Genomic DNA, 22,992 nt, shown 5'->3' with positions numbered 1-22,992 from the left:
GACGATCAGCACTTTCGACTGGACGCATGGAAGGGTGCCCGGATAATTCCCGGATGACGAAAGGACGGAACACCATGCTAGATCTCTTCCCCGAGACCGAGAAGCCGGTCGAAATCATCCCGGCGAAGAAGTTTTCCGCCCGCGCGGCGGCGCTCTATGTCGCGCCGGCGGATCATTTCCAGACGCGTCCGGCGGAGGAATTGCGGTTGGGCTTCGACGGCATTTCGGGCGATTTCCACGCCGGGCCAACGCGACGCTCGGGCGGGCGCGAACCCTGGTATCCACGCGGCACCGAAATGCGCAACGAACGGCAGCTGTCGATCGTCGCCGTGGATGAACTGGCCATCGTCGCCGAACGGATGGGGCTGGCCGAAATCAAGCCGGAATGGATCGGCGCCAATCTGGTGATCGAAGGTGTGCCGCATCTGTCGATGCTGCCGGCTGGCACGCTGCTGTTCTTCAAGGGCGGCGTGACCCTCAAGGTGGATGCGCAGAACGGACCGTGCCGCATCGCCGGCCGATCGATCGCTGAAAACGTCGGGATGGCCGACGTTGAAGCCGGTGCGCTGTTGTTTCCAAAGGCGGCCAAGCGGCTGCGTAGCGTCGTCGCCTGGGTTGAGAAGCCTGGTACCATCAAGGCCGGCGAGGAGATTTCGGTGCGGGTGCCCGAGCAGTGGATCTATCGGGCTTAGCCGCACGCTCTTCTCAGGCCGAGGGCGGGGGCTACGCCGCGGGTGGAGCGGCGTAGCAAGACGCCGGGCCTTAGCTCTTGCGGTTCTTGTTGGCGCCTTGCGCCATGACGGAGACGTGGTCCCACTTTTCCCAGGTGGCGATGCGGTTGGCGTATTCCTGGCGGGTCATCGGCAGGCCGCCGTCGCCGAAGAACACACGCAGTGGCGGTTCGGCGGCATCGACAATCGCCAGCATCGCCGGTCCGGTGGCCTCGGGATCGCCGGCCACGGCGCGGCTGCGGCGTTCCGCCATGGCGGCGCGAGCAGGCGCATAGGCCTCGATCGCTTTGGAGACCTTGGCCGACGGGCCGGCCCAGTCGGTGGAGAAGCCGCCCGGTTCGACCAGCGTCACGTGGATGCCAAATTCCGCGACCTCGAGGCTGAGCGATTGGCTCAAGGCTTCCAACGCCCATTTCGAAGCATGGTAGAGGCCGAGCGAGGCAAAGGCATTGACGCCGCCGATGGACGAGATCTGGATGATGTGACCGGACCGCTGCGCCCGCATGATCGGCAGCGCGGCCTGGGTGACCCAGAGCGCGCCGAACACATTGGTTTCGATCTGATCGCGGGCTTCCTGTTCGCTCACTTCCTCGATGGCGCCAAAATGACCGTAGCCGGCATTGTTGATGACGACGTCGAGCCGGCCAAAGCGCTTGTGCGCCTCGGCAATTGCCGCATCGACGGCTTTCTTGTCGGTGACGTCGAGCTTTATCGCGGCAATGTTGTCGCCATATTTCGCGACGAGATCGGCGAGCATGCCGACGTCACGGGCGGTTGCGGCGACGCGGTCGCCGCGCGCCAACGCGACCTCGGCCCAGACGCGGCCAAAGCCCTTCGACGATCCGGTGATGAACCAAACCTTGTTTGTCATGATGTGGAATCCTTGCCCGTGCGGGCGTGATTTCTGGTGAAAAACGGAGGCTTCTCCGCTTTCTGGCATATACGGCCTATTCCGCGATTTTCCAGAGGCGAGGCGAAATCTTTTGACCAGGCTGCCCGGTTGATCAGGGATAGCGCACCGGGCTCGACCATGCTGGATCGTCGTGCTTTTGCCAATAGAGGGTCATCAGCCGGCTGGTGACCGGCCCGACCTTGCCGCCGGCGACCGCCGCGCCGTCAATCTCCGTCACCGGCATGATGCCGCCAGCGGTCGAGGTGATGAAGACCTCGTCGGCCGCCTTGAGCGCGGCGACGCTGACATCGGCGGCCTCTGCGGTGAGCCCTTCCTCGCTGCAGAGATCAAAGGCGGTGCGGCGGGTGATGCCGGGCAGCACGCCGACGGCCGGCGTCGACAGTTTGCCGTCCTTGACGCAGAACACGTTGAAGCCGGGGCCTTCGGCGACATTGCCGTTGAAATCGAGGATGAGGGCGGTCTCGGCGCCGCGATCATAGGCGTCGTAGAGGCCGCGCACCAGGTCGAGCCAGTGGTAGTTCTTGATCGCCGGGTCGATCGAGGCCGGCGGGATGCGCACCTTGTCGCTGATGGCGACACGCAGGCCGCGCTGCAACTGCTCGGCATTGGCGACCGAGCCGAATGGCACGGCGAAGGCCATGAAGCGGTTGACCGCCTGGCGCGGGTCGCGGCTGAAGGTCGGCGAGGCGCCACGCGTGCACAGCATTTCGACATAGGCAGCGCGATGACCAGACAGCGCGACGCAATCGTGCAGGATTTCGCTCACGCCGTCGCGATCGAACGGGATGGTCATGCGCAGTTTTTCCAGCCCTGCGAAGAAGCGGTCGAGATGTTGGTCGAGACGGAAGAAACCGCCGTTCCAGACATGCACGGTATCGTAGGTGGCGTCGGAATGCAGGAACCCCCAGTCCAGTACCGAAATCTTGGCTTGCGACATCGGCAGGTACTGGCCGTCGAGGAAGGCGATGCCGTCGGGATAGGCATGCGGGTCGATATGCCGATCGGAGACAGCGGGCAGTTGCCGTGTATCCCGCATCTTCGTTGTCTGGCTCATCGAGGCCTCCTCTCGCACAAGGCGGACCACCAGCCTAGCGGCCCCAGTCGGAAGGCATAGGGCCAGCCATCCGGCGCTGTTCGTCCTCTATCAGGATCAGGGTTTACAAGGGAAACCTGTCCTGGGCCTGGGTCGGCCAGGCGGACGGCCAGCCTTACAAATGCAATCGTCGTGCCGACGCGGCGATAGGGGACCAAGCCCTACTCATCCTCCTCGTCGGCGTCGAGCAAGCGGGTCGCGCGCCAGCGCGTAAGCATGATGTTGGTCTGCTCGATGACGAAGAAACGGGCCGAGTCGCGGTCGTAGCCCTCGGTCAGCAGTTTTTCGTAGTCGGTATGGCTGTGGCGGATATGGGCAATGGTCGCCAGCCAGACGGCGATCGTCGGCGGCAAGGTCTTCATGTGCACCGAGCCGGCGTCGGCGCGGATCTTCTCCATGTCGGCATAAGGCGCCAGCGGCAGAAGCGCGGTCAGCGCCTTGGCGATGGCGCGGCGGCGGCCGGTCGGCGCTGTCATCGTTCATCACGTCCTTCGACCGTCGCCTCTGCCATGGCGTCGGTCGAGGCGAAGTAAGGCTTGATGTCGATGACCGGCGTGCCGTCGAGCACGTCGATGGCGTCGAGGCCGACGCTCCCGGCGGCGATGTCCAACCCGACGAGCCTGGCCACATGCAGGCCGATCGGGTTCGGCCGGGCAGGGGATCGCAGGCCGAATACGCCTTTTGCTTCAGCAGCATGGCGGGGTTTCTGCACGATCAGATTCCGCGGCGCGTGATGCAGCCAGGACAGGACAATGACATGGCTGGCTCGTTCCAGTCCGCGCAGGCCATCGCGGTAGGGCGCATCGATGGTCAGCACCGCGGGTTGTCCGGTCTCGCGCGCCGCGCGCATGTTTTTCGGGCAGCTTTCCCGTGTCGTCCATGGCGAGGCGATACGGCCAATGAAAACGACGCCGCCATCCGCGGGCATCGTTGCCGGATCCTGCTCCAGCCTGATCTCGCCTTCGCGCGACTCGAACATTTCACGCGGCCCGGTCATTCTGTCGATCCCTGCGTTGGTGCAAGTCATGATCCAAAGACCGCAACACATTTCTGGACGATATGCACCCGGAAATCACGCATGCGGCATTTTCTGGCCTGGAAGCGACATAGCTCTTGCAAGGCTTCGAAAATCGACATAAACATATGTTTATATCTTTTTCAAAGAGAATACGCTGATGCATGTCTCGCTCGATACGATGGTGGATACGTTGAAAGCGGCGGCCGAATCGAGCCGCCTGCGCATACTGGCGCTGCTGTCGCGCGGCGACCTCACCGTTTCCGATCTTACCGAAATTCTCGGCCAGTCGCAGCCGCGTGTGTCGCGGCACCTGAAACTGTTGCTGGAAGCCGGGTTGATCGGCCGCTACCAGGAGGGATCGTGGGCCTTCTTCCGCCTGTCGGATGCCGATTCGGCGCGCGATTTCGTGCTGAGCCTGGTTTCCAGCATTCGCGGCGCCGATCCGCAGGTCGAGCGCGATCTCGAGCGCCTGTCCTCGGTCAAGCGCAAGCGGCAGGACCGGGCGGCGGAGTATTTTTCGGTGAATGCCGCGAGTTGGGACCATATCCGCTCGCTGCATGTGCCGGACCGTGCCGTCGAGACCGCGATGCTGAAACTGGTCGGCAAGCGGCCGTTCCAGTCGATGCTGGACCTGGGCACCGGCACAGGCCGGCTGCTCGAAATCTTCTCGCCGCTCTACCGGCGCGGTGTCGGCATCGACATGTCGCGCGAGATGCTGACCGTGGCGCGCGCCAATCTCGACAAGGCCGGTGTTTCGAATGCGCAGGTGCGGCAGGGCGATATCTTCTCGCCGCCGGTCGAGCGCGATGCCTTCGATCTCGTCACCATCCACCAGGTGCTGCACTATCTCGACGATCCGGCCCGCGCCATCCATGAGGCGGCGCGGCTTCTGCGCCCGGCCGGCCGGCTGGTCATCGTCGACTTCGCGCCGCACACGCTGGAATTCCTGCGTGACGAGCACGCGCATATGCGCCTTGGCTTTTCCGACCGGCAGATCGGCGAGTGGTTCGCCGAGGCCGGCCTGGATCTCGAGGATGCCCAGGAGTTCGAACCGCGCGGCGGCAACGAAGCCAGACTCACCGTCAAGCTCTGGCTTGGCCGCGACCGGCGCCTGCTGATCGCCGACCCCGCCAACGCCAGCCAGCAGACCAGAGTGAGCTCGATAGGGGAAATCGCGTAATGAACCAGTTCCGTTTTTCCCGCCGGCCCGACATTGGCCACAAGGTCCGGGTTTCGTTCGAATTCTTCCCGCCGAAGACCGACGAGATGGAGGCGAGGCTCTGGGACACGGTGACAAGGCTGGAGCCGCTGAAGCCGAAATTCGTCTCGGTGACCTATGGCGCCGGCGGCTCGACGCGCGAGCGGACGGCGCGCACGATCGACCGCATCCTGAAGGAGACCAGCTTGACGCCAGCGGCGCACATGACCTGCGTCGACGCCGCCCGCCATCAGGTCGACGGGGTGATCCAGGAGTTTGCCGATATGGGCGTGAAACGCTTCGTCGCCTTGCGCGGCGATCCGGCCGCGGGTGTCGGCACCGCCTACCGCCCGCATCCGGACGGCTACGCCAATGGCGCTGAACTGGTGGGGGCGCTCAGGGATGCCGGCGATTTCGACATCTCGGTTTCGGCCTATCCCGAGAAGCATCCGGAAAGCCCCGATTTCGCCACCGACATCGACATGCTGAAGCGCAAGGCCGACAATGGCGCGACGCGGGCGATCACCCAGTTCTTCTTCGACAACGATCTCTACGAGCGTTATGTCGAGCGCGCGCGCCGCGCCGGCATCTACATTCCCATCGTGCCCGGAATCCTGCCGGTGCACAATTTCACCCAGGTCGCCAATTTCTCTGCGCGTTGCGGCGCGCTGGTGCCGGCATGGCTGGCCGAGCGCTTCGACGGCCTGCAGAACGACCCGCAGACGCATGCGCTGGTGGCATCGGCAGTGGCGGCCGAACAGGTGCTGGATCTGGTCGAGCGCGGGGTGGGCGACTTCCACTTCTACACGATGAACCGCGCCGACCTTGTCTTTGCCATCTGCCATATGATCGGCATCCGCTCGCACGAGGCGGAGGTGGCCGGCTCGGCCGCGGCATAAGGCACTGCTGAACAGCAAAAGGCCGGGTAAAAACCCGGCCTTTTGAATTGTTTGAACTATCTGGTGCTGGTCTTCCCCGTCTTGGCGGGTTCAGGGAAGGACGCCCATAATGAGGGCGCCGATGAAAGCAAACGCAGCACAAATCATCAATGCGTTGATTGGCCTCGTAAGTCCCATGACATAGCCTCCTCTTAAAGAGCTATGCCCGGAGTCTAGGGTCATTTGTGCCACAGGCAAGCGGAAAATGTGCTGCATTGCGACATGAATGCAAAGTTTGCGACTCGTTTTTGCCGTTAGATGTTGAAACCTCTAGGCAAAAACCCGCTAGAGACCTGTGAATAAATTATGGCGGCGGCGTGTCGCCATTGTGTCGTGGCAGCGCTACCGTCTTCCAAACACCCGCCCGTCGATGGTGATCAGGCCGAGTGCGATCAGCACCACGCCCCCGATTTCGAACAGTTCCAGCCGTTCGCCCAGAAACAGGAATCCGAGCAGCAGGGCGCTGGCCGGAACGACCAGCGTCACCAGCGAGGCGTTGGTGGCGCCGGCCGAGGCGACGAGATTGAAATAGAGGATATAAGCGAAGGCGGTGGACAAGAGCGCCAGCGCCAGCACCGCCGCCCAGACCGGGGGCGAGGCCGAGAACAGGCCGGCCGGCCCGTGGGTGAAGAGCACGATCGGGATCATGATGATGGTCGAAGCGGTCATCTGCCCGGCAGCAAGGACCGGCGAGGGCACGCCCTTGAAACGGCGGGCGACCATCAGCGCAACGGCATAGGACAGTGATGCGCCGATCAGGGCGAATTTGGCCCAGACCGGGCCGCCAAGCTCAGCAAGCAGGCCGGGACCGATCATGACCGCGGTGCCCGCGACGCCGAGACCAATGCCGGCCAGTTTGTTCCAGGAGAGCTTTTCGTCCGATGTCATCGCGTTGGCAAGGATCAGCGTCCAGAACGGCGTCGTTGCGTTGAGCACGGAGGCGACACCGGCGCCAAGCTCTGTCTGGCCGGCGAAGATCAGCGAGAAGGGCACGACGTTGTTGGTGAAGGCCAGCAGGAAGAACATGCCGGCATGGGGAAGGGCGAGGCGGAAGGAGGGGCCGCGCAGGCCGAGATAGAGCTGCAGCGCGATTGCCGCGATGGCGACGCGAAACAGCACCAGCACCAGTGGGTGAAGCTCCGCCACCGCGATGCGGGCGAAGAAGAAGGAGCCGCCCCAGATCGCGCCGAGCAGCAGCAATTGCCCCCAGTCCTTGAGGGCCATCGGCCCGCGCGGCGCTGAAGTCGCGGCTATCGCCATGTGAATCGGTCCTCCCCAAGCCGGCCTGAGAGCCAGTCAGCCAGGCAGAAGCCATATCGGGTTCGGCGACAAGCGCCACCCGAAACCTGATCAATGGCAAACATCGCCGCCAAAAGGATCTAGCGCCACGGCGCCAAGCGCACGAGACACAGAATTGTTTTCATTAGCCGCTAGCTTGGATTAATTGTGCACAGCCGAAGTCGAGGATTCGTCAATGCAGCGATTCGAGAATGCACGCGAAGCGGCTCTGGCGCTTCGCCCCGACGATCCTGTCTATTGCTTCCGCCCGCAGGTGCTCAAGGCCGATGCCAGGCAGTTCATGGGCATGTTCCCCGGCAAGACCGCCTATGCGGTCAAGACAAATGGCGAGCAGATCGTACTGAAGACGCTGGTCGATGCCGGCGTCACCGCTTTCGACGTCGCTTCGCCCGGCGAGTTCGCCGCCGTGCGCGCCGTCTCTCCCGATGCCGAGATGCTCTACATGCATCCGGTCAAGGCGCAGTCGGACATCAAGCTGGCGCTGGAGAAATACGGCATACGCGTCATTTCGCTCGACCATGAGGACGAGATCACCAAGCTGACACGGGTGGTGCGGGCGCTCGACATCGACCCCGGCGCGATCAGTGTTTTCGTGCGGGTGCAGACCAAGGGCCATGCGGCCTACGAGCTGTCGAAGAAGTTTGGCGCCGGGCCAGCTTATGCCGTGGAACTCGCCGAGCGGCTGAACCGCACCGGCTACAAGGTCGGCCTGTGTTTCCATGTCGGCAGTCAGATCGAGGACCCCGACACCTATGAGCGGGCGCTGGCCTCGGCCGACTGGGTGCGCAACCGGCTGACCTTCGACCTCGCCGGGCTCGATGTCGGCGGCGGCTTTCCGGCTGAATACGGGCATGACCCCAACCGCAAGCAGATCGAGATGCCGTCTCTCGGCCAGATCATGTCGCGGCTGTCCGGCGACATGAAGGAATACCAGTTCGACCAGATGCCGCTGGTGGCGGAGCCGGGCAGGGTGATCGTGGCGCGCTGCCTGTCGCTGATCGTGCGCGTGCTCCTGCGCAAGGGCAAGCGGCTCTACATCAATGACGGCATTTGGGCGTCGCTGTCGGATTCCTGGACCGGCAAGATCACGCTGCCGGCGCGCTTCATTCCCGATCCGGCGATCCGGACCCGCAATGGCGCCGAAAAGAACATCGTGCCGTTCAAGGTCTGCGGCGCGACCTGCGATTCCGTCGACATCCTGTCCAGGCCGTTCTGGCTGCCTGAAACGGTCGACACCGGCGACTGGATCGAGATCGGCCACATCGGCGCCTATTCGCTGTCGCTGAGGACCCGCTTCAACGGCTTTTATCCCGACACCTTCGTCGAGGTGGCGACACCCTTCGACGAGGGCGATGCGCCGGAAGGGTTTGCAAGTTTGGAGACGATGGCGGATTAGGGAATAGGCAATAGGCAGTTGGCAATAGGGGTGGCGGTCACCGGTTTCGAGTAACTTCTACTGCCTACTGCCTTATAATTTCCCCAGCAGCTCCGGCGTCGGCCAGCCGTCAACGGGCAGGCCCAGCCGCGTCTGCTCCTTGCGGATTGCTTCGCGCGTGTTGGTGCCCAGAATGCCGTCGACCGTGCCGACATCGTAGCCCCTGGCTTCGAGCTTGGTCTGCAACGCCTTCATCTGCTCGTTGTTGAGGCCCGGCTCGGGATTGCGCGGATCGATCGGCGGCGCGCCCGCCAGCCGTGCGGCGAGGTTGGCTGCCGTCAGCGCATAGGTGAAGGACTGGTTCCATTCGAGATAGACGTCGAAATTGTCATAGGTGAGGAAGGCGGGACCCTTGCGGCCCATGGGCAGCGCCAGTCCGGCCTTGAGGCCCTTGTCGACCAGCGGCGAGCCGTCGGGATTGGTGACGCCCCACTGCGCCCACTGCGTCAGCGGCAATTTGTTGGTGCGCCCGGTCTGGTCCCAGGGCATGTCTTCGGGAACACGGACTTCCTGGATCCAGGGTTCGTCGCGCTTCCAGCCGCGCGACAGCACCTTGTTGCCCGTGGTCATGATCACGTCGGGCACGCTGTTGCGCAGGTCGATCTTGCCGTCACCGTCGCCATCAACGCCACGGGCAAGATAGTCCGAAGGCAGGATCTGCGTCTGACCGATTTCGCCTGCCCACGCGCCCTTGACGTCGGCCGGCAGCACACCGCGATCGATCAATTCCAGAAGCGGCACGAGTTGCTGCCGGAACAGCTGCGGGCGGCGGCAATCATGCGACAGCGTCACCAGCGCGCTCAGCGTGTGGAAATCGCCCTGCACGGCGCCGAAATCGGTTTCCAGTGCCCAGAAGGCAGTGATGACAGGCGCCTGAACGCCGAACTGCTGGTCGGCGCGAGCAAAGATACCGGCGTATTTCTTCATGTTCGCCGCACCTTGCTTCAGCCGGTAGGCCGAGATCATGCGGTTGGAGAATTCGATGAAGGTCTGGGTGAAGACACCCTGGGCGCGGTCTCGCGCCAGCGCCCTCGGGTCGAAGGCGGCATCCTCCAGCGCGTCGAGGCCGACAGCGCCGACACCAGCCGCCTTGGCTTCGGCCGCCACAGCCTGCTTCCAGGTTTCGAAGTCGCCGCCGCATTCCTGCGCCATTGCCGGCAAGGCCGTGGCGCACAGCAATAGCGCCGCGAGGGCTTGGGAACGCAGTCGCATCAGCTTCCTTTCGACGCTCAGGGCTCCAGGCGACCCGGCGCGTCCGTGCGGATGCGCGTCGTCTTGGAATACCGGCGGTTGTACTCTTGGCCGCCGGCAGTGTCGAAAAGCAGGCGGCAGGCCCGGTGTCAACGGTTCTTCTGCCGTAGCCGCTTCTTAGAGTCGCCTCCGCTGCCGCGGAACAGGTGTCAACGATGCCTGCCGCAGCCCTTGTTGACGGCGGTGCGCCGTTGAACCGGTGTCAACGGGCGTTCTGCCGCAGCCACTTGTTCCAGGCGGCTTCGCTGCCGTTGAAGACGTTGATGTCGGATTTGCCGGTCATGCCCGGAACGATGCCGGTTCCGGTGTATTGCCAGAAGGTGAAGGGGTGGCCGCCATACTTCTCGCGCGGATGGCCTGCGACGGAGCGCAGCCAGTAGGGATAGCCGCGGAAGGTCGACAACTCGTTGTCGTCAAAGAAATCGACCGACGTGTAGATGATCGGCTTCTTGCCGTAATGCCGCTCGACGATCTCGAGAAAGGTGGTCATCTCCGCGCGCACCGTGGCCGCGTCCGGGCGCAGCCTGCAGGTCGGCGAGTTCGGGTTCCATTCCATGTCTAGGACCGGCGGCATGGCGGACCGATCGACGGGGACATTCTGGATGAACCAGCGCGCCTGCTGGGCCGCCGGCGTGCAGAAATAGAAAAAATGATAGGCCGCGCGTGGAACACCGGCGGCCTTTGTGCGCGCCCAGTGCTCGCTGAAATAGTCGTCGAAGCGGTCGCCGCCTTCGGTCGCCTTGATGAAGGCGAACGAAATGCCGCTCGCCCTGGCCGCGGGCCAGTCGACCGAGGTCTGATATTTGGAGACGTCGGTGCCGTGGACGGAATAGTTCCACGGTGCGCCGCTGTCCCATTCATGCGGCTTGGAATCGGCGAAGCGCGGCGCGCGCACCGCTACCGTCGAACCGCTCGACGCGGATGGCGACAGATCGTCGACGGTCGAGCAGGCGCCAAGCAGCGTCAGCACGAAAAGAGCCGCAAGACGGCGCATCACAACTCCCGAGCCGGAATCAGCCGGTCGCTGATGGGTCTGTGCATTGACGGCCGCCGACTGGTCGAGCCCCCTCCAGGCGATCGCCCCACAGCATCGCCTGGTATCTCCTTTTTTGCATGTCCCTGCCCCAGAACCGTTGCGAAGTTCGGGCGACACGCTCCCTGTGATCGCCGATCATGGTTGATAATCCGTTGACGGCGCTCGACAAGAGACCCGATTTTGCGGAAGCAATGACGGCAAATCGATGACATAAGAGCCGGGCGAAAGCCGGGGAGGCAACACATGCGGATCGTGGTCAAGTTCGTGAGATGGCTGCTTGGCCTGATCGTGCTGGCGGTCGTCGCGCTGTTTGCGTGGCTCTATATCGCGCCTCCCGAACTCATCCGTGTCGGCTCGGGCTATTCGGCCAAGATCGTCTGCTCCAATGTCTTCATTGCCGGGCGCGATGCCAAGGAGGTGCTTGCCGTCGACGTTCAGGCGCCCGGACACCCGCTGCTGCGGCTGATGCGGGTCTCGGTCGACAAGAACCGGGGCACGGTCTCCGCCGGACTGCTCGGCTTCCTCGGTAAAAGCGTCGCCGTCTCGCGCGAAGGGCTGGGCTGCGCTTCGGTTCCCGATGGGGATGTCGGCAAGGCGCGTCGCACGGCAATCCACACCGAGCCATCCCCGACCGATCAGGACGCGCTGTGGCCCGAGGGCGAGCGGGTCGATGCCTCGCAGAACCCAGAAGTCTCGAAGATCATCGGCGATGCCGCGATGGCCGGCACCGGCATGCGCGCGATCGTGGTGGTCAAGAACGGCCGTGTCGTCGCCGAACGCTATGGCGACGGCTTTTCAGCCAAGACGCCGCTGCTCGGCTGGTCGATGACCAAGACGGTGAACGCCGCTATCGTCGGCACGCTGGTCAAGGACGGCAAGATGGCGGTCGACAACAAGAGCCTGTTCGGACCGTGGAAGGCGGATGGCCGTACCGCGATCAGCCTCGCCGACATGATGGCGATGTCGAGCGGGCTGGAGTTCAACGAGGACTATGGCGACGTCGCCGACGTCACGCGCATGCTTTATCTCGAACCCGACATGGCGGGCTTTGCTGAATCAAAGCCGCTGGCGGGCGATGTGGGCAAGGCGTTCTCCTATTCGAGCGGCACGGCGGTGATGCTGTCGCGGCTATGGCAGGACGCGATCGGCGACAAGGCCAAGGCACTGACATGGCCTCGCACGGCGCTGTTCCAGCCGCTCGGCATGCACAGCGCGGTGCTCGAAACTGACGAGCAGGGCACTTTCGTAGGCTCGTCCTACCTCTATGCCACGGCGCATGACTGGGCCCGCTTCGGCCAGTTCCTGCTGCAAGGCGGGGTGTGGAACGGCAACCAGGTTCTGCCGGCCGGGTTCGTCGACTGGATGCGCGAGCCGGCGCCTGGCTCGAAAGTCTACGGCAAGGGCCAGCTGTGGATCGAGGCGCCCGGCGATGAGGAAAACCCAGGTGCGGGCGTCGCCGCCGGCCTCCCCAAGGACACCTATTGGATGGAAGGGCATGACGGGCAGACAGTCGCCATCATCCCATCGGAGCAACTGGTGGTGGTGCGGCTCGGCTTGACGCCGGCCAAGCTCAACTACCGTCCGCGGGCGATGGTAGGAGCGCTGGTGAAGGCGCTGCATTAAACCGCGCCCCATTTGTCGTGTCATCTACGCTGCTGTCGCCAAAGGCTTGGCACGATCAACGCGCGCTCGCTCGATGGGCGAATTCATGACTTGCCAAAGATCGCTACGACGCTGCACGTTCAGCCAGAAGTCCGGGCTGTTGCCAAACACCCGAGCCAGAATGAGCGCGGTCGCTGCGGTCACGTTGCGGCGGTCATTGCACAATTCGTTGACATGCTTGCGCTGAACACCCATCGCCTCGGCCAACGCCGCCTGTGTCAGGCCGAGCGGTTGCATGAATTCTTCCGTGAGGATTTCACCAACCGTTGCTGGCTTGCGCGTGGTCATCAACATATGTCACCTCACTTATAGCTACGGTCGTCGAGATAGATATCCGCCGCCTCACCGCGACCGCCGTCCCACCGGAAGATCAGCCGCCACTGATTGTTGACGCGGATTGAATGAAAGCCATCGAGATTGCCACGCAACTTCTCGAAATGATTGCTAGGCAGCACACGCAAATCCTGATCAGTCATCGCGTCATCGATCATCTGGAGTTTACGGAATAGCCGGCTTTCCAGATCGGGCGGAATGTTGCGGGAAGGGATATCTTCCACGAAGAACGCCCGCAGCCATTCGTCTCGAAATCTGACGATCACTCCGCATTTCTCCCAAGCGGAGATAATGTACCACTCCTTGGGTCAGATTGCAATCTGTTTCGGACGGGGGCCCGGGTCGCATCCTTGGAAGCGCCGGGGTGGGATATCAGGGCCGGCTGCCAACGGTGATGGCATCCCGCTCGGCAATTTACCTGATGTCAGTGGCCGAGCTTGACAATCGCAAGCCAGGCATAGCCGCGATAAAGCGTTCTGAAATGGAAGGTTGCGCCGGTTCGCTGCGATTCCGATTCAAGGACGTCCCGCAGCGATTCACGTGGCGCGACGTGGAATTTTCTCAGCCAGCCGCGCAGCAGCGAACGGAACCAGCCTGGAAGGCCCTCCTGTTGGCCGAAATCGACGATGTGCAGCGAGCCGCCGGGCGAAAGGGCGGCGAGCGCGGCCGACACCGTTTTTTCCCAGCCGGGAATCATCGACAGCGAGTACGAAACGAAGACACGGTCGAAGGCGGCCCGGCCGAACAGCGCGCCGGCGTTGAAATCCGTGGCGTCGCCCTTTGCCAGCTTGACGCGCGCGGACAGGCCCTCGCGGGCAATTGCGGCGCTGGCCGTCTCCAGCATTTCGGCCGAAATATCGAGACCAAAGAAATGCGCATCGGGATAGCGGCGGGCGGCGAGGATGATGTTGCGGCCGGTGCCGCAGCCAAGTTCCAGCACCGTGCCGCCTGCCGGCACAGCGAGCCCGTCGACAAGCCTGTCGCGTCCGAGCAGATAGTATTTGCGGGTCAGGTCGTAGATGTGGCGCTGCCAGCGGTAGACGCCGTCCATCAGTTCGGCGTGGCTGGCCGGCAGCTCCGTCGCGCTCATGCCGCGCGCTTCACATAGAGGTGGAAGCCGCCATAGATGGCCGAGCGGTCGCGGGCCGAGAATTCACGTGACGCCTCGCTCTGGTAGTCCCACTGGTCGAGCAGCGAGGTGGAGACGCGGCCCGGAAGCAGGGTGGGCTCGGCGGCGGTGCGGAAGATGACGCGGGCGCCGGCGGAAGCCGTGCGGGTGATCTCCGACCACAGCGCATTGAGCTGATCATCGGTCATCCAGTCCTGTGCGTCGAGCAGGATGAAGCGGTCGACCGCGCCGGCATCCTTGGCGGCGAGGAACTCGATCAGATTGGCGTGGTGGATGGCGACGCGGTCGATATTGCCGCGAATAGTCTCGTAGTTCTGCTTTTCCAGATACGCGGGCAGGGCGGCTTCACCGGGATTCGGATAGCGCCGGGCGAACGCCTGCCAGGCGAAGTAGTTGTTTTCCAGAGGGAAATCGCAGGCGAGCTTTTCCAGCCGGGCCTTCAGCACGCTGGCCATGGTGCCGTCGCCTGATGTGATCAGGGAATCGTACTGCGCCGGCGGAATGCCGAGGCCGAAAAGCGAGGCCTTGCGCGAGGTCGCCCATTTCAGAAGCTTCTTGTCGAAGACCGGAGCCAATTCCTCGTTGAAGAAGCGGCGCTGTTCGCCGATATTCCTGGCTTCCATCATGCGGGCCGGGTTGACGCCGAAGAACTTCGCCGTGCGGTGGCCCATGGCGATGAACAGGCCGAGCAGGCCGGTCTGGTAGAAATTGCGGTCGAAGACGGCGATGCGCCTGATACCGCGCCAGTTGCGGCGCTCCCAGTAATGGCGGCTGACCGGATCGAGATGCGGCGCGATGAAACGGTCGTAGGCTTCCGAATTATGGCTTGTGTCGGCCGCGCCGAAGAAGCGGAACAGGTCGCCCTGCGAGGGCAGGCGGCGCACCGCCTCCAGCTTCATGCGGTTCAGCGCGATGTGCGCGGCGTTGAGGTCGACCGCGTCGACCCTTGCTGGCGAGCGCGTGAGGTAAGCCAGGATGTTGCAGCCGCCCGAGGCGATGGTAACGACGCGGTGGCCTTCGCCAAGCTGCATGGCCTCCATATCGACATCCGGGTCTTCCCAGATCTGCGGATAGACGAGGCCGGAGAAGAGGAAGGCGAACAGCCGTTCGGAGATGCCGGCTTTCGAAAGCGGGCGGTTCTGGTAGACGGCTTTTCCAACTTCCTTGCCGCGCCGAAAAACCAGATCTGCGGAAACGTCCGTCATGGCAAAGTGATTCCCCATTTGCTTTGGCGCAAGCGGGTAGCGCAGGGTCATGACAGGCCGGTGACAGTCTGTTGACGCCTTCTTTACAGCTTTCCGAACCCGCCCGGCGTCGGCGTCGTCAGGATGACGGCGTCGCCCGCGTCGAGCACGGTCTGGTCGCAGGCTTTGAGCACGTCGATTGCGCCGTCCTTGCGACGGACCTTGGTCGAGCCGACCTCGCCGTCGCCGCCACCGTCCAGGCCCTGCGGCGGACGGTTGCGGTGTGATGACAGGATCGCGCATTCCATCGTCTCGAGGAAGCGGATCGTGCGTCTGGTGCCGTCGCCGGCGTTCCATTTGCCTTTGCCGCCGGAATCTTCGCGGATATGGAAATCCTCCAACACCACCGGAAAACGCAATTCCAGAACCTCAGGATCGGTGAGGCGCGAATTGGTCATGTGGGTGTGGACGCCGGAGGTGCCGGCGAAGCCGCGCCCAGAGTTCATGTGCCCGGCCGGCGAGCCGGAGCAGATGGTCTCGTAGTACTGGTATTTCTTGTTGCCGAAGGTCAAGTTGTTCATCGTGCCTTGCGCATTGGCCATCGCGCCCATGGCGCCGAACAGCGCATTGGTGACATGTTGCGAGGTCTCGACATTGCCGGCGACAACGGCGGCGGGGTAGGTGGGCTTCAGCATGCAGCCATCGGGAATGACGATGTTGATCGGCCTGAGGCAGCCGGCATTCATCGGGATCATGTCCTCGACCATGACGCGGAAGGCGTAGAGCACAGCGGCACGGGCGACCGGTTCGGGCGCATTGAAGTTGTTCTTCATCACTGGCGACGTGCCGGTGAAGTCGACGGTCGCCTCACGCTTCTCTCGGTCGACCGATATCTTCACCTTGATGACCTGGCCGGTGTCGGTCGGGTATTCATATTGCGACGTATCGGGCAACCGCTCGATCACCCGCCGCACGCTCTCGGCGGCATTGTCCTGGACGTGGCCCATATAGGCCTTGACGACATCGAGGCCGAAATGGGCGACCATCTTGCGCAGTTCGGCGACGCCTTTCTCGTTGGCGGCGATCTGCGCCTTCAGGTCGGCAATGTTCTGGTGTGGGTTGCGGGCCGGGTAACGGTGGTCGGTCAGCAGCGCCTGCAATTCCTTCTCGCGGAATTTTCCGCGGTCAACGATGCGGAAATTGTCGAACAGCACACCTTCCTCGTCGACCCTTGTGGCAAGCGGTGTCATCGAGCCGGGAGCGGTGCCGCCGATATCGGCGTGATGACCGCGCGAGGCCGCCCAGAAAAGGATACTCCTTTGGGCGTCGTCAAAGACCGGCGTCACCACGGTGATGTCGGGAAGATGTGTGCCGCCATTATAGGGGGCGTTCAGGGCAAAGACATCGCCAGGACGGATGTCGCCGGAGTTCAGCCGGATGATGGTTTCGACCGAGCGATCCATCGAGCCGAGGTGCACCGGCATATGCGGCGCGTTGGCGACCAGCGCCCCGGTGTGGTCGAAGACGGCACAGGAAAAATCCAGCCTTTCCTTGATGTTGACGGAGTAGGCGGTGTTCTGCAGTGTCACGCCCATCTGCTCGGCGATCGACATGAAGAGATTGTTGAAGACTTCGAGCATGACCGGATCGGCTTCGGTGCCGAGGGCGGCGGTGCGCGCTTTTCTTTCCGTTCGGCGGATCACGACGTGATTGAGGTTGGTGATTTCAGCCTGCCAGCCCGGTTCAACGACGATGGTCTGGTTCGGTTCGATGATCAAAGCGGGGCCTGCCACCCGATCCGACGGGCGCAGATTTTCGCGACGGTGGACGCCAGCTTCATGCCATCGGCCTTCCGTATAGATGCGCCGGGTTTGGGAAGCGCCGATCTTATCCTTCGCAGGTCCGGCGGGTGCATGGGCTTCGGCGCTGTTTTCGGCGATTTCGGTGCCTTCGACGCCGACCGTCTCGACGATCATGGGCTTGTCGTCATAGACGAAGCCGAATTGCGTCTTGTGGGCGATTTCGAAATCGCGCTTGGCCTGGAAAATCGAGCCGCTTTCGAAATTCACCGGCAGCGTCGTATCGGTGCCGTCATAGCGAATGTGCAGCACGGGCCTGGTGGCAACCGCATCCTCGGCGATGCCTTGCGCGGCGAGTTCGGCAATAACGGCTTTTCTCAACGTTGCGATGAGACCGCTGACCTCTGTCCTGGAGTCCTCGGCAAGTGGCTTGAGCAGCGCCTGCTGGCGCGAGGCAAAGACCGACGCCAGGCCAATGCCATAGGCTGATAGAAGGCCGGAGAAAGGATGGATCAGCACGGCTTCCATGCCAAGCGCGTCGGCGACCAGGCAAGCGTGCTGGCCACCGGCGCCACCGAAGCAGTTCAGGAGATATTCGGTGACATCGTAGCCGCGCTGCACCGAAATCTTCTTGATGGCATTGGCCATGTTTTCGACGGCGATGGTGATGAAACCCTCGGCAACCGCTTCCGGCGAACGGCCGTCGGCGATTTCGGCGGCAAGTGCCTCGAATTTTGCGCGCACCGTTCCCAGATCGAGCGGCTGGTCCTGGCCGGGGCCGAAGATCGACGGGAAGAAATCGGGCTGCAGCTTGCCGAGCATGACGTTGGCGTCGGTGACGGCCAGCGGGCCGCCGCGCCGGTAGGCGGCGGGGCCTGGATTGGCGCCCGCGGAGTCCGGTCCGGCGCGAAAACGGCCGGCTTCGTAGTGCAGGACCGAGCCGCCGCCGGCGGCGACGGTGTGGATGCGCATCATCGGAGCGCGAACGCGCACGCCGGCCACCTCGGTGTCGAAGGCGCGCTCGTACTCGCCATCATAGTGGGCGACGTCGGTGGAGGTGCCGCCCATGTCGAAGCCGATGACCTTGTCGAAGCCGGCGAGCTTCGCCGTCTCGACCATGCCGACGACGCCGCCGGCGGGACCCGACAGCAGGGCGTCCTTGCCCTGGAACATGTCGGCGGCGGTGAGGCCGCCCGACGACATCATGAACATGAGGCGGGGGCCTTCCCTCTCCCTCGAGGAGAGGGTGGCGGTAAAGCCGCCGGCTGGGGTCGGTTCGACTGGACGCGACGCTATAGAGGTGCCTTCTGAGATGACCCCCTCTGCGGGCTTTGCCGACGTCACCCGCTCGAGCGGGGAGAGGGCGCCGAGTTCTCCCGCAACCTTTTGCACATAGCGCGACAGGATGGGAGACAGATAGGCATCGACCACGGTGGTATCGCCGCGGCCGACCAGCTTGATCAGCGGCGAGACTTCGTGGCTGACCGAGACCTGGCTGAAGCCAAGCTTGCGGCAGACCTTCGCCACCGCTTTCTCGTGATCGGGGTATTTCCAGGCATGCATGAAGACGATCGCCACGGCGTCGATGCCATCGGCTTTCGCCTGCTCTATCGCCGGACGGCAGGCGGCGATGTCGAGCAGCCGTTCGACGCAGCCATCGGCGAGCACGCGCTCGTCGATCTCGAGGACGCGCTCATGGAGCTGTTCGGGAAGGATGATCTCCTTGGCGAAAATGTCGGGCCGCGCCTGGTAGGCGATCCTGAGCGCATCGCGAAACCCCTTTGTAATGAGCAAGAGCACGCGGTCGCCCTTGCGTTCCAGAAGCGCGTTGGTGGCCACGGTAGTGCCCATCTTGATGTCGCCGATCGAGCCCGATGGGATAACAGCGCCCGTTTCGAGCCCGAGCAGATCGCGGATGCCCTGGATGGCGGCATCGGCATAGGCTTCAGGGTTCTCCGAAAGGAGCTTGCGCGGATGCAGCCCACCCTGCGGGTCGCGGCCGATGATATCGGTGAAGGTGCCGCCGCGATCGATCCAGAAATCCCATTTCCCGGCCATGGCGGCTCTCCCCGGCATTTTCGTTCCTATCTGTTGTTAATCTGCCTCGACGCCCACAGCAACGCCGCCCGCATGCCGTTGCTGTTACACGCGGAAACGCAACGTTACGAAACTCATGGCCGTGTGATGCATTTCCACTGCGACCGTTCACCGCAACGTGAGCGTGTGTTGAAGGAGAGATGTCATGAAAAAGCTCATTCTTGCTTCTGTGTCCGCTCTTGCCTTGCTGGGCGTTGCGGCCTGCAGCGACAGTGGCACCGACAAGACCACCACCCAGAGCACCAATCCGCCGCCTGCCGAGCAGCCCATGAAGCCTGCGGCTCCGGCCGATAAATCGACCAAGCCCGCCGAGCCGGCTCCGGCAACGCCTGCTCCTGCGCCCGCGCAGTAGTTCGTTAGGCAGTAAAAGTGTTTTGGAGGAAGGGCCGGCGTCTCGTCGGCCTTTTCTCCGTCAGGCACTCATGGACCGGCAAATGCCCGTCGTTCACAAGCAGGGTCATGGCCGTTATTGGCTTGATAGCGGGGACCGGTTCGCTTTAAGAAACGGCCATGTCGATTTGGGACCGCCTCGGCGACTTCATCACACGGGTATCGTCGTCAGCCTCGTCGGGCGTTGCCGACGTCGTCGAAGCCGTGCGCACGGTTTTCTCCGGGGATGCGGACCTGCGCCGACGCATTGCCTTCTCGGTGGCGATGATCGCGCTTTCTGCAAAGATGGCCAAGGCCGACGGCATCGTCACCCAGGATGAGGTACGGGCCTTCCAGGAGATATTCGAAGTTCCGCCAAAGGAGACGCGCAACGTTGCGCGGCTCTATGACTTGGCCAAGCAAGACGTTGCCGGCTTCGAAACCTATGCCGAACGTATGGCCCAACTTTGCGGCTCCGGCCATTCGAACTGCGCAATGCTGGAAGACATACTCGACGGCCTGTTCCACATCGCCAAGGCCGACGGGCTGATCCATGAGCGCGAAGGCCAGTTCCTGCACCGCATCGCCGAGATTTTCCGCATCGACGAGGCGCATTACGAGTCGATCCTGGCCCGCCACGTCAATCTCGGCGCCGCCGACCCCTATGTTGTGCTCGGTATCGAGCGCGGCAAGCCGTTCGAGGAAGTCAGGAAGCGGTATCGCAAGCTGGTTTCCGACAACCATCCCGATCGGCTGATCGCGCGCGGCCTGCCGCAGGAATTCATCAAGATCGCCACGACCAGGGTCGCGGCGATCAACGCCGCCTATGAGATGATCGAGCGGGGCCTGCGGCACGCATGAGTGGCTTCCTGCCCGACGAGCCGAGCGCGGAGGTCAGGGTATCGCCGAATTTCGGGCCAAGGCGCAACACGCTGAAGCCCGACATGATCGTGCTGCACTATACCGGCATGGCGACAGGGGCCGGCGCGGAAGCCTGGCTGTGCGACCCGGCGAGCGAGGTTTCCTCGCACTATCTCGTCCATGAGAATGGCCACATCGTGCAGATGGTCAGGGAAAGCGACCGCGCCTGGCACGCCGGCAAGAGTTCCTGGTTCGGACGCACCGACATCAACTCCTGCTCGGTCGGCATCGAGATCGTCAATCCAGGGCACTCGCTGGGATATCCCGGTTTTCCCCGGGGTCAGATCGACGCGGTCATCGGCCTATGCCGGGGGATCATCAGCCGCCATGCGATCGCCGCCGAGCGGGTGCTGGCGCATTCCGATGTGGCGCCGGGTCGCAAGATCGATCCGGGTGAGAAGTTTCCCTGGGCGGTGCTGTTCGAGGCCGGTGTCGGCCATCTGGTGCCGGCCGCGCCTGTAAGACGCGGAGCGGCGCTGAAGCCCGGCGACAGCGGGGCTGATGTCGAGGCGCTGCAGTCGATGCTGGCGCTCTATGGCTACGGCGTTGAGATATCAGGAACTTTTGACCATCAGACACAGAACGTCATCGAGGCTTTCCAGCGGCATTTTCGGCCGCGCCGGATCGATGGGACGGCAGACGGGTCGACCATGCGCACGCTGGAAAGGCTGCTCGCTTCCATCCGGGACTGACCTTAGGTCAAGGCGCCGTCCAAGTAATCCTTTTCGCCGTTAGGTTACAAACTGTCACTCAAAGTGACTTGCCCCGCCTTCATTGCCGCCAATTCAGGCTTCAAAGGGCAATTCGTACAGTTTGTCGGACGCGTATCCCCCCGGATATTCCGATATTGATCAAGCAATCCCGCGCGAAAATCTTCGCGTGGTCCAGACAGAACAGGATCCCATGCAGAAATTGACCGTTGTAACGGCAGCTCTTGCTGCCGGCGTAATGACTTTTGCCTTCAGTGCGGCGAACGCCGCGCCGGTAAGCCCACGGGCCGATCAGGGGCTCGTCGCGGTGAGTGCCAAGGGCAAGGTCATTTCGGCCAAAAGCAGCAAGAGCACCAAGGCGGCGACGAAGCAGGCTTCGGCGAAGGTGGAAAAGGCAAGCTGGTCCAAGGCGAAAAAATCCGCAGCCAAAAGGCAGGCCAAGCCTAGCCGCAAGACCATCGACATGACGACGACGGCATCGATCGGACTGAGGAATGTCGCTGCGTCGACCGCGGCGGTGGCCAGTGGCGGCCAGTATTCCGCGGTCGTTGCCCGCTATGCGGCGAGCTACGGCGTTCCTGTTTCACTGGCTCAAGCCGTCATCAAGATCGAGAGCAACTACCGGCCGGACATGGTCGGCAGCGCCGGCGAGATCGGCCTGATGCAGATCAAGCCGGCAACGGCGCGGATGATGGGCTATAACGGCTCTGCCAAGGGGCTGTTCGATCCCGACACCAACATCAAATACGGCATGAAGTATCTCGCCATGGCGCGGGATCTCGGTGGCGGCACCACTTGCGGCACGATCCTGAAATACAATGCGGGCCACGGCGCGACCCGGATGAACCCGGTGTCGGCGGCTTATTGCAGCAAGGTCAAGGTGCAGTTGGCCGCTGTTGGGGCGCCCGCATGAGAAGAACTGGCCGCAACCGGCTTTTTCGGTTGCGTTTTGCCGGCTGAACCCCTTTATACGCCCTGCCAGCTGGCTGGGCGGCCGCACCCGCAAGCGCCGAAAGGCCGCGGGTGAGGAAAGTCCGGGCTCCATGGAGACACGGTGCCGGTTAATGGCCGGCGGGGGCGACCCCAGGGAAAGTGCCACAGAAAGCAAACCGCCACGATTTATCGTGGCAAGGGTGAAAGGGTGGGGTAAGAGCCCACCGCGCGACTGGCAACAGGAGCGGCACGGTAAACCCCACCGGGAGCAAGACCGAATAGGGGCGGTGCGGGGGGAAACCCTCGAGGGCTGTTTCCGGCTCACCGTCCGGGTAGGTTGCGTGAGGCGCATGGCAATATGCGTCCAAGATGAATGGCCGCCACGTTCTCGTCCCGCAAGGGGCGAGGGCCATACAGAACCCGGCTTACAGGCCGGCTGGCAGTTTCTCCCCGAGAAACCCTTTGAGATCAGCAGGTTGCGCTCTCCGGCGCGCCTGGCGATTCAGGTTTTGCCGCCTCGCCATTCCGCCAACAGGACAGGATGGCTTTCCTTGAAAATGGTGCGATTAAATCGTACCATGCCTGTGAACGGAATAAGGAGCCAGTCATGGGTCAGGTCGACAAACGCAGCATTACGCTTTCGCCGGAACTGGCGGCAGCTGTCGATGATGTCGTTGCTGCTGGCGAATATGCGTCGGCAAGCGAAGTAATCCGCGATGCGCTCAGGCAGTGGAAGGATCGTCGCGACCTCTTCGGCTACACGGTGGAGGAACTGCGCAAGCTGGTGCAGGAAGGGATCGACAGCGGGCCGGGACGATTTGCATCGATGGATGAAGTCAAGGCCGAGGCACGGAGACGCTTGCGGTCTAGAGCAGAATCTGATCACTCTGGCTCGTAACCTGCGGCGCTGAAGTAGTTTGTGCATTGCTCGGCGGTGAAGCGT

Annotated in this window: 22 protein-coding genes and 1 other RNA gene; 11 read left to right on the top strand and 12 right to left on the bottom strand. The window is 63.1% G+C overall.

All coding sequences use genetic code 11. The features are described from left to right. Nucleotides 1–53: 53 nt before the first annotated feature. On the top strand, nucleotides 54–692 hold the full coding sequence (locus FJ548_RS24095; protein WP_246678750.1) for an MOSC domain-containing protein: 639 nt from the start codon (nucleotides 54–56) through the stop codon (nucleotides 690–692). A 70-nt stretch (nucleotides 693–762) separates the two neighbouring features. Here FJ548_RS24095 and FJ548_RS24090 read toward each other — a convergent pair whose 3' ends face one another. The 4 genes from FJ548_RS24090 to tsaA form a co-directional block, all read right to left on the bottom strand. Continuing rightward, nucleotides 763–1,602: an SDR family oxidoreductase gene (locus tag FJ548_RS24090; RefSeq protein ID WP_140779137.1), complete on the bottom strand. Its 840-nt coding sequence runs from the start codon at nucleotides 1,600–1,602 to the stop codon at nucleotides 763–765. A 133-nt stretch (nucleotides 1,603–1,735) separates the two neighbouring features. Beyond that, nucleotides 1,736–2,698, bottom strand: coding sequence for a D-amino acid aminotransferase (locus FJ548_RS24085; RefSeq protein ID WP_140779136.1), 963 nt, complete (start codon nucleotides 2,696–2,698; stop codon nucleotides 1,736–1,738). A 200-nt stretch (nucleotides 2,699–2,898) separates the two neighbouring features. Then, entirely contained in the window at nucleotides 2,899–3,213 is a 315-nt protein-coding gene (locus FJ548_RS24080; RefSeq protein ID WP_140695652.1) for a DUF2293 domain-containing protein, read from the bottom strand. Continuing rightward, nucleotides 3,210–3,734 carry a tRNA (N6-threonylcarbamoyladenosine(37)-N6)-methyltransferase TrmO gene (gene tsaA / locus FJ548_RS24075; protein WP_140779135.1) on the bottom strand — a complete coding sequence of 175 codons (525 nt, stop codon included), beginning with the start codon at nucleotides 3,732–3,734 and terminating at the stop codon, nucleotides 3,210–3,212. Before tsaA ends, FJ548_RS24080 begins: the two co-directional genes overlap by 4 nt. Nucleotides 3,735–3,912: 178 nt before the next feature. On the opposite strand from tsaA, the gene FJ548_RS24070 reads away from it, so the two are divergent. Both FJ548_RS24070 and metF read left to right on the top strand, forming a co-directional pair. Further along, nucleotides 3,913–4,935 carry a metalloregulator ArsR/SmtB family transcription factor gene (locus FJ548_RS24070; protein WP_140779134.1) on the top strand — a complete coding sequence of 341 codons (1,023 nt, stop codon included), beginning with the start codon at nucleotides 3,913–3,915 and terminating at the stop codon, nucleotides 4,933–4,935. Further along, nucleotides 4,935–5,852 (top strand): methylenetetrahydrofolate reductase [NAD(P)H], encoded by a 918-nt coding sequence (gene metF / locus FJ548_RS24065; RefSeq protein WP_140779133.1) that lies wholly within the window; start codon nucleotides 4,935–4,937, stop codon nucleotides 5,850–5,852. Before FJ548_RS24070 ends, metF begins: the two co-directional genes overlap by 1 nt. 381 nt (nucleotides 5,853–6,233) lie before the next feature. Here metF and FJ548_RS24060 read toward each other — a convergent pair whose 3' ends face one another. Continuing rightward, nucleotides 6,234–7,151, bottom strand: coding sequence for a DMT family transporter (locus FJ548_RS24060; protein ID WP_140779132.1), 918 nt, complete (start codon nucleotides 7,149–7,151; stop codon nucleotides 6,234–6,236). A gap of 214 nt (nucleotides 7,152–7,365) precedes the next feature. Here FJ548_RS24060 and FJ548_RS24055 point away from each other — a divergent pair, with 214 nt between their 5' ends. Next, nucleotides 7,366–8,586 carry an alanine racemase gene (locus FJ548_RS24055; RefSeq protein ID WP_140608085.1) on the top strand — a complete coding sequence of 407 codons (1,221 nt, stop codon included), beginning with the start codon at nucleotides 7,366–7,368 and terminating at the stop codon, nucleotides 8,584–8,586. A gap of 72 nt (nucleotides 8,587–8,658) precedes the next feature. Here the strand turns inward: FJ548_RS24055 and FJ548_RS24050 are convergent, their stop codons facing one another. Both FJ548_RS24050 and FJ548_RS24045 read right to left on the bottom strand, forming a co-directional pair. Next, nucleotides 8,659–9,837, bottom strand: a complete 1,179-nt coding sequence (locus FJ548_RS24050) for a lytic murein transglycosylase (RefSeq protein WP_140608083.1) — start codon at nucleotides 9,835–9,837, stop codon at nucleotides 8,659–8,661. A gap of 241 nt (nucleotides 9,838–10,078) precedes the next feature. Next, on the bottom strand, nucleotides 10,079–10,870 hold the full coding sequence (locus FJ548_RS24045; RefSeq protein ID WP_140608081.1) for a GH25 family lysozyme: 792 nt from the start codon (nucleotides 10,868–10,870) through the stop codon (nucleotides 10,079–10,081). A gap of 285 nt (nucleotides 10,871–11,155) precedes the next feature. On the opposite strand from FJ548_RS24045, the gene FJ548_RS24040 reads away from it, so the two are divergent. After that, complete coding sequence (locus FJ548_RS24040; RefSeq protein WP_140608079.1) at nucleotides 11,156–12,535, top strand: serine hydrolase; 1,380 nt, start codon at nucleotides 11,156–11,158, stop codon at nucleotides 12,533–12,535. Nucleotides 12,536–12,559: 24 nt separating this feature from the next. Here the strand turns inward: FJ548_RS24040 and FJ548_RS24035 are convergent, their stop codons facing one another. From FJ548_RS24035 to FJ548_RS24015, 5 genes are all read right to left on the bottom strand, one after another. Then, nucleotides 12,560–12,868, bottom strand: a complete 309-nt coding sequence (locus FJ548_RS24035) for a HigA family addiction module antitoxin (protein WP_140608077.1) — start codon at nucleotides 12,866–12,868, stop codon at nucleotides 12,560–12,562. An 8-nt stretch (nucleotides 12,869–12,876) separates the two neighbouring features. After that, nucleotides 12,877–13,173, bottom strand: coding sequence for a type II toxin-antitoxin system RelE/ParE family toxin (locus tag FJ548_RS24030; protein ID WP_140779131.1), 297 nt, complete (start codon nucleotides 13,171–13,173; stop codon nucleotides 12,877–12,879). 158 nt (nucleotides 13,174–13,331) lie between these two features. After that, complete coding sequence (locus FJ548_RS24025) at nucleotides 13,332–13,997, bottom strand: class I SAM-dependent methyltransferase (RefSeq protein WP_140608073.1); 666 nt, start codon at nucleotides 13,995–13,997, stop codon at nucleotides 13,332–13,334. Next, nucleotides 13,994–15,292: a DUF3419 family protein gene (locus FJ548_RS24020; RefSeq protein ID WP_140779130.1), complete on the bottom strand. Its 1,299-nt coding sequence runs from the start codon at nucleotides 15,290–15,292 to the stop codon at nucleotides 13,994–13,996. Before FJ548_RS24020 ends, FJ548_RS24025 begins: the two co-directional genes overlap by 4 nt. Before the next feature lie 32 nt (nucleotides 15,293–15,324). Beyond that, a complete protein-coding gene (locus FJ548_RS24015) occupies nucleotides 15,325–19,077 on the bottom strand; it encodes a hydantoinase B/oxoprolinase family protein (protein WP_140779129.1) in 3,753 nt (1,250 codons plus the stop codon). A 184-nt stretch (nucleotides 19,078–19,261) separates the two neighbouring features. Here FJ548_RS24015 and FJ548_RS24010 point away from each other — a divergent pair, with 184 nt between their 5' ends. From FJ548_RS24010 to FJ548_RS23985, 6 genes are all read left to right on the top strand, one after another. Next, nucleotides 19,262–19,468 carry a hypothetical protein gene (locus tag FJ548_RS24010; protein WP_140608067.1) on the top strand — a complete coding sequence of 69 codons (207 nt, stop codon included), beginning with the start codon at nucleotides 19,262–19,264 and terminating at the stop codon, nucleotides 19,466–19,468. A 158-nt stretch (nucleotides 19,469–19,626) separates the two neighbouring features. Next, entirely contained in the window at nucleotides 19,627–20,346 is a 720-nt protein-coding gene (locus FJ548_RS24005) for a DnaJ family molecular chaperone (RefSeq protein WP_140779128.1), read from the top strand. Continuing rightward, complete coding sequence (locus FJ548_RS24000) at nucleotides 20,343–21,098, top strand: N-acetylmuramoyl-L-alanine amidase (protein ID WP_140608063.1); 756 nt, start codon at nucleotides 20,343–20,345, stop codon at nucleotides 21,096–21,098. The genes FJ548_RS24005 and FJ548_RS24000 overlap by 4 nt, the downstream gene beginning before the upstream one ends. Nucleotides 21,099–21,309: 211 nt before the next feature. Then, nucleotides 21,310–22,029 (top strand): lytic transglycosylase domain-containing protein, encoded by a 720-nt coding sequence (locus FJ548_RS23995; RefSeq protein WP_140779127.1) that lies wholly within the window; start codon nucleotides 21,310–21,312, stop codon nucleotides 22,027–22,029. A 65-nt stretch (nucleotides 22,030–22,094) separates the two neighbouring features. Then, nucleotides 22,095–22,493: RNase P RNA component class A (gene rnpB / locus FJ548_RS23990), an RNA gene on the top strand. A gap of 163 nt (nucleotides 22,494–22,656) precedes the next feature. After that, the gene (locus tag FJ548_RS23985; RefSeq protein ID WP_140779126.1) at nucleotides 22,657–22,947 is read left to right on the top strand and encodes a type II toxin-antitoxin system ParD family antitoxin; all 291 of its coding nucleotides are present in this window, start codon (nucleotides 22,657–22,659) and stop codon (nucleotides 22,945–22,947) included. Nucleotides 22,948–22,992 lie beyond the last annotated feature (45 nt).

The organism is Mesorhizobium sp. B2-4-17 (assembly GCF_006441275.1).
In the GTDB taxonomy this organism is placed as follows: domain Bacteria; phylum Pseudomonadota; class Alphaproteobacteria; order Rhizobiales; family Rhizobiaceae; genus Mesorhizobium.
Note: the sequence above shows the minus strand (reverse complement) of the source record. Positions and strands in the feature narration are given on the sequence as shown.

What these genes read in the sequence shown, in the direction of transcription:
- FJ548_RS24095 (WP_246678750.1), top strand. Translation starts at nt 54, where the DNA reads ATGACGAAAGGACGGAACACCATGCTAGATCTCTTCCCCGAGACCGAG.
- FJ548_RS24090 (WP_140779137.1), bottom strand. Translation starts at nt 1,602, where the DNA reads ATGACAAACAAGGTTTGGTTCATCACCGGATCGTCGAAGGGCTTTGGC.
- FJ548_RS24085 (WP_140779136.1), bottom strand. Translation starts at nt 2,698, where the DNA reads ATGAGCCAGACAACGAAGATGCGGGATACACGGCAACTGCCCGCTGTC.
- FJ548_RS24080 (WP_140695652.1), bottom strand. Translation starts at nt 3,213, where the DNA reads ATGACAGCGCCGACCGGCCGCCGCCGCGCCATCGCCAAGGCGCTGACC.
- tsaA (WP_140779135.1), bottom strand. Translation starts at nt 3,734, where the DNA reads ATGACCGGGCCGCGTGAAATGTTCGAGTCGCGCGAAGGCGAGATCAGG.
- FJ548_RS24070 (WP_140779134.1), top strand. Translation starts at nt 3,913, where the DNA reads ATGCATGTCTCGCTCGATACGATGGTGGATACGTTGAAAGCGGCGGCC.
- metF (WP_140779133.1), top strand. Translation starts at nt 4,935, where the DNA reads ATGAACCAGTTCCGTTTTTCCCGCCGGCCCGACATTGGCCACAAGGTC.
- FJ548_RS24060 (WP_140779132.1), bottom strand. Translation starts at nt 7,151, where the DNA reads ATGGCGATAGCCGCGACTTCAGCGCCGCGCGGGCCGATGGCCCTCAAG.
- FJ548_RS24055 (WP_140608085.1), top strand. Translation starts at nt 7,366, where the DNA reads ATGCAGCGATTCGAGAATGCACGCGAAGCGGCTCTGGCGCTTCGCCCC.
- FJ548_RS24050 (WP_140608083.1), bottom strand. Translation starts at nt 9,837, where the DNA reads ATGCGACTGCGTTCCCAAGCCCTCGCGGCGCTATTGCTGTGCGCCACG.
- FJ548_RS24045 (WP_140608081.1), bottom strand. Translation starts at nt 10,870, where the DNA reads ATGCGCCGTCTTGCGGCTCTTTTCGTGCTGACGCTGCTTGGCGCCTGC.
- FJ548_RS24040 (WP_140608079.1), top strand. Translation starts at nt 11,156, where the DNA reads ATGCGGATCGTGGTCAAGTTCGTGAGATGGCTGCTTGGCCTGATCGTG.
- FJ548_RS24035 (WP_140608077.1), bottom strand. Translation starts at nt 12,868, where the DNA reads ATGTTGATGACCACGCGCAAGCCAGCAACGGTTGGTGAAATCCTCACG.
- FJ548_RS24025 (WP_140608073.1), bottom strand. Translation starts at nt 13,997, where the DNA reads ATGAGCGCGACGGAGCTGCCGGCCAGCCACGCCGAACTGATGGACGGC.
- FJ548_RS24020 (WP_140779130.1), bottom strand. Translation starts at nt 15,292, where the DNA reads ATGACCCTGCGCTACCCGCTTGCGCCAAAGCAAATGGGGAATCACTTT.
- FJ548_RS24015 (WP_140779129.1), bottom strand. Translation starts at nt 19,077, where the DNA reads ATGGCCGGGAAATGGGATTTCTGGATCGATCGCGGCGGCACCTTCACC.
- FJ548_RS24010 (WP_140608067.1), top strand. Translation starts at nt 19,262, where the DNA reads ATGAAAAAGCTCATTCTTGCTTCTGTGTCCGCTCTTGCCTTGCTGGGC.
- FJ548_RS24005 (WP_140779128.1), top strand. Translation starts at nt 19,627, where the DNA reads ATGTCGATTTGGGACCGCCTCGGCGACTTCATCACACGGGTATCGTCG.
- FJ548_RS24000 (WP_140608063.1), top strand. Translation starts at nt 20,343, where the DNA reads ATGAGTGGCTTCCTGCCCGACGAGCCGAGCGCGGAGGTCAGGGTATCG.
- FJ548_RS23995 (WP_140779127.1), top strand. Translation starts at nt 21,310, where the DNA reads ATGCAGAAATTGACCGTTGTAACGGCAGCTCTTGCTGCCGGCGTAATG.
- FJ548_RS23985 (WP_140779126.1), top strand. Translation starts at nt 22,657, where the DNA reads ATGGGTCAGGTCGACAAACGCAGCATTACGCTTTCGCCGGAACTGGCG.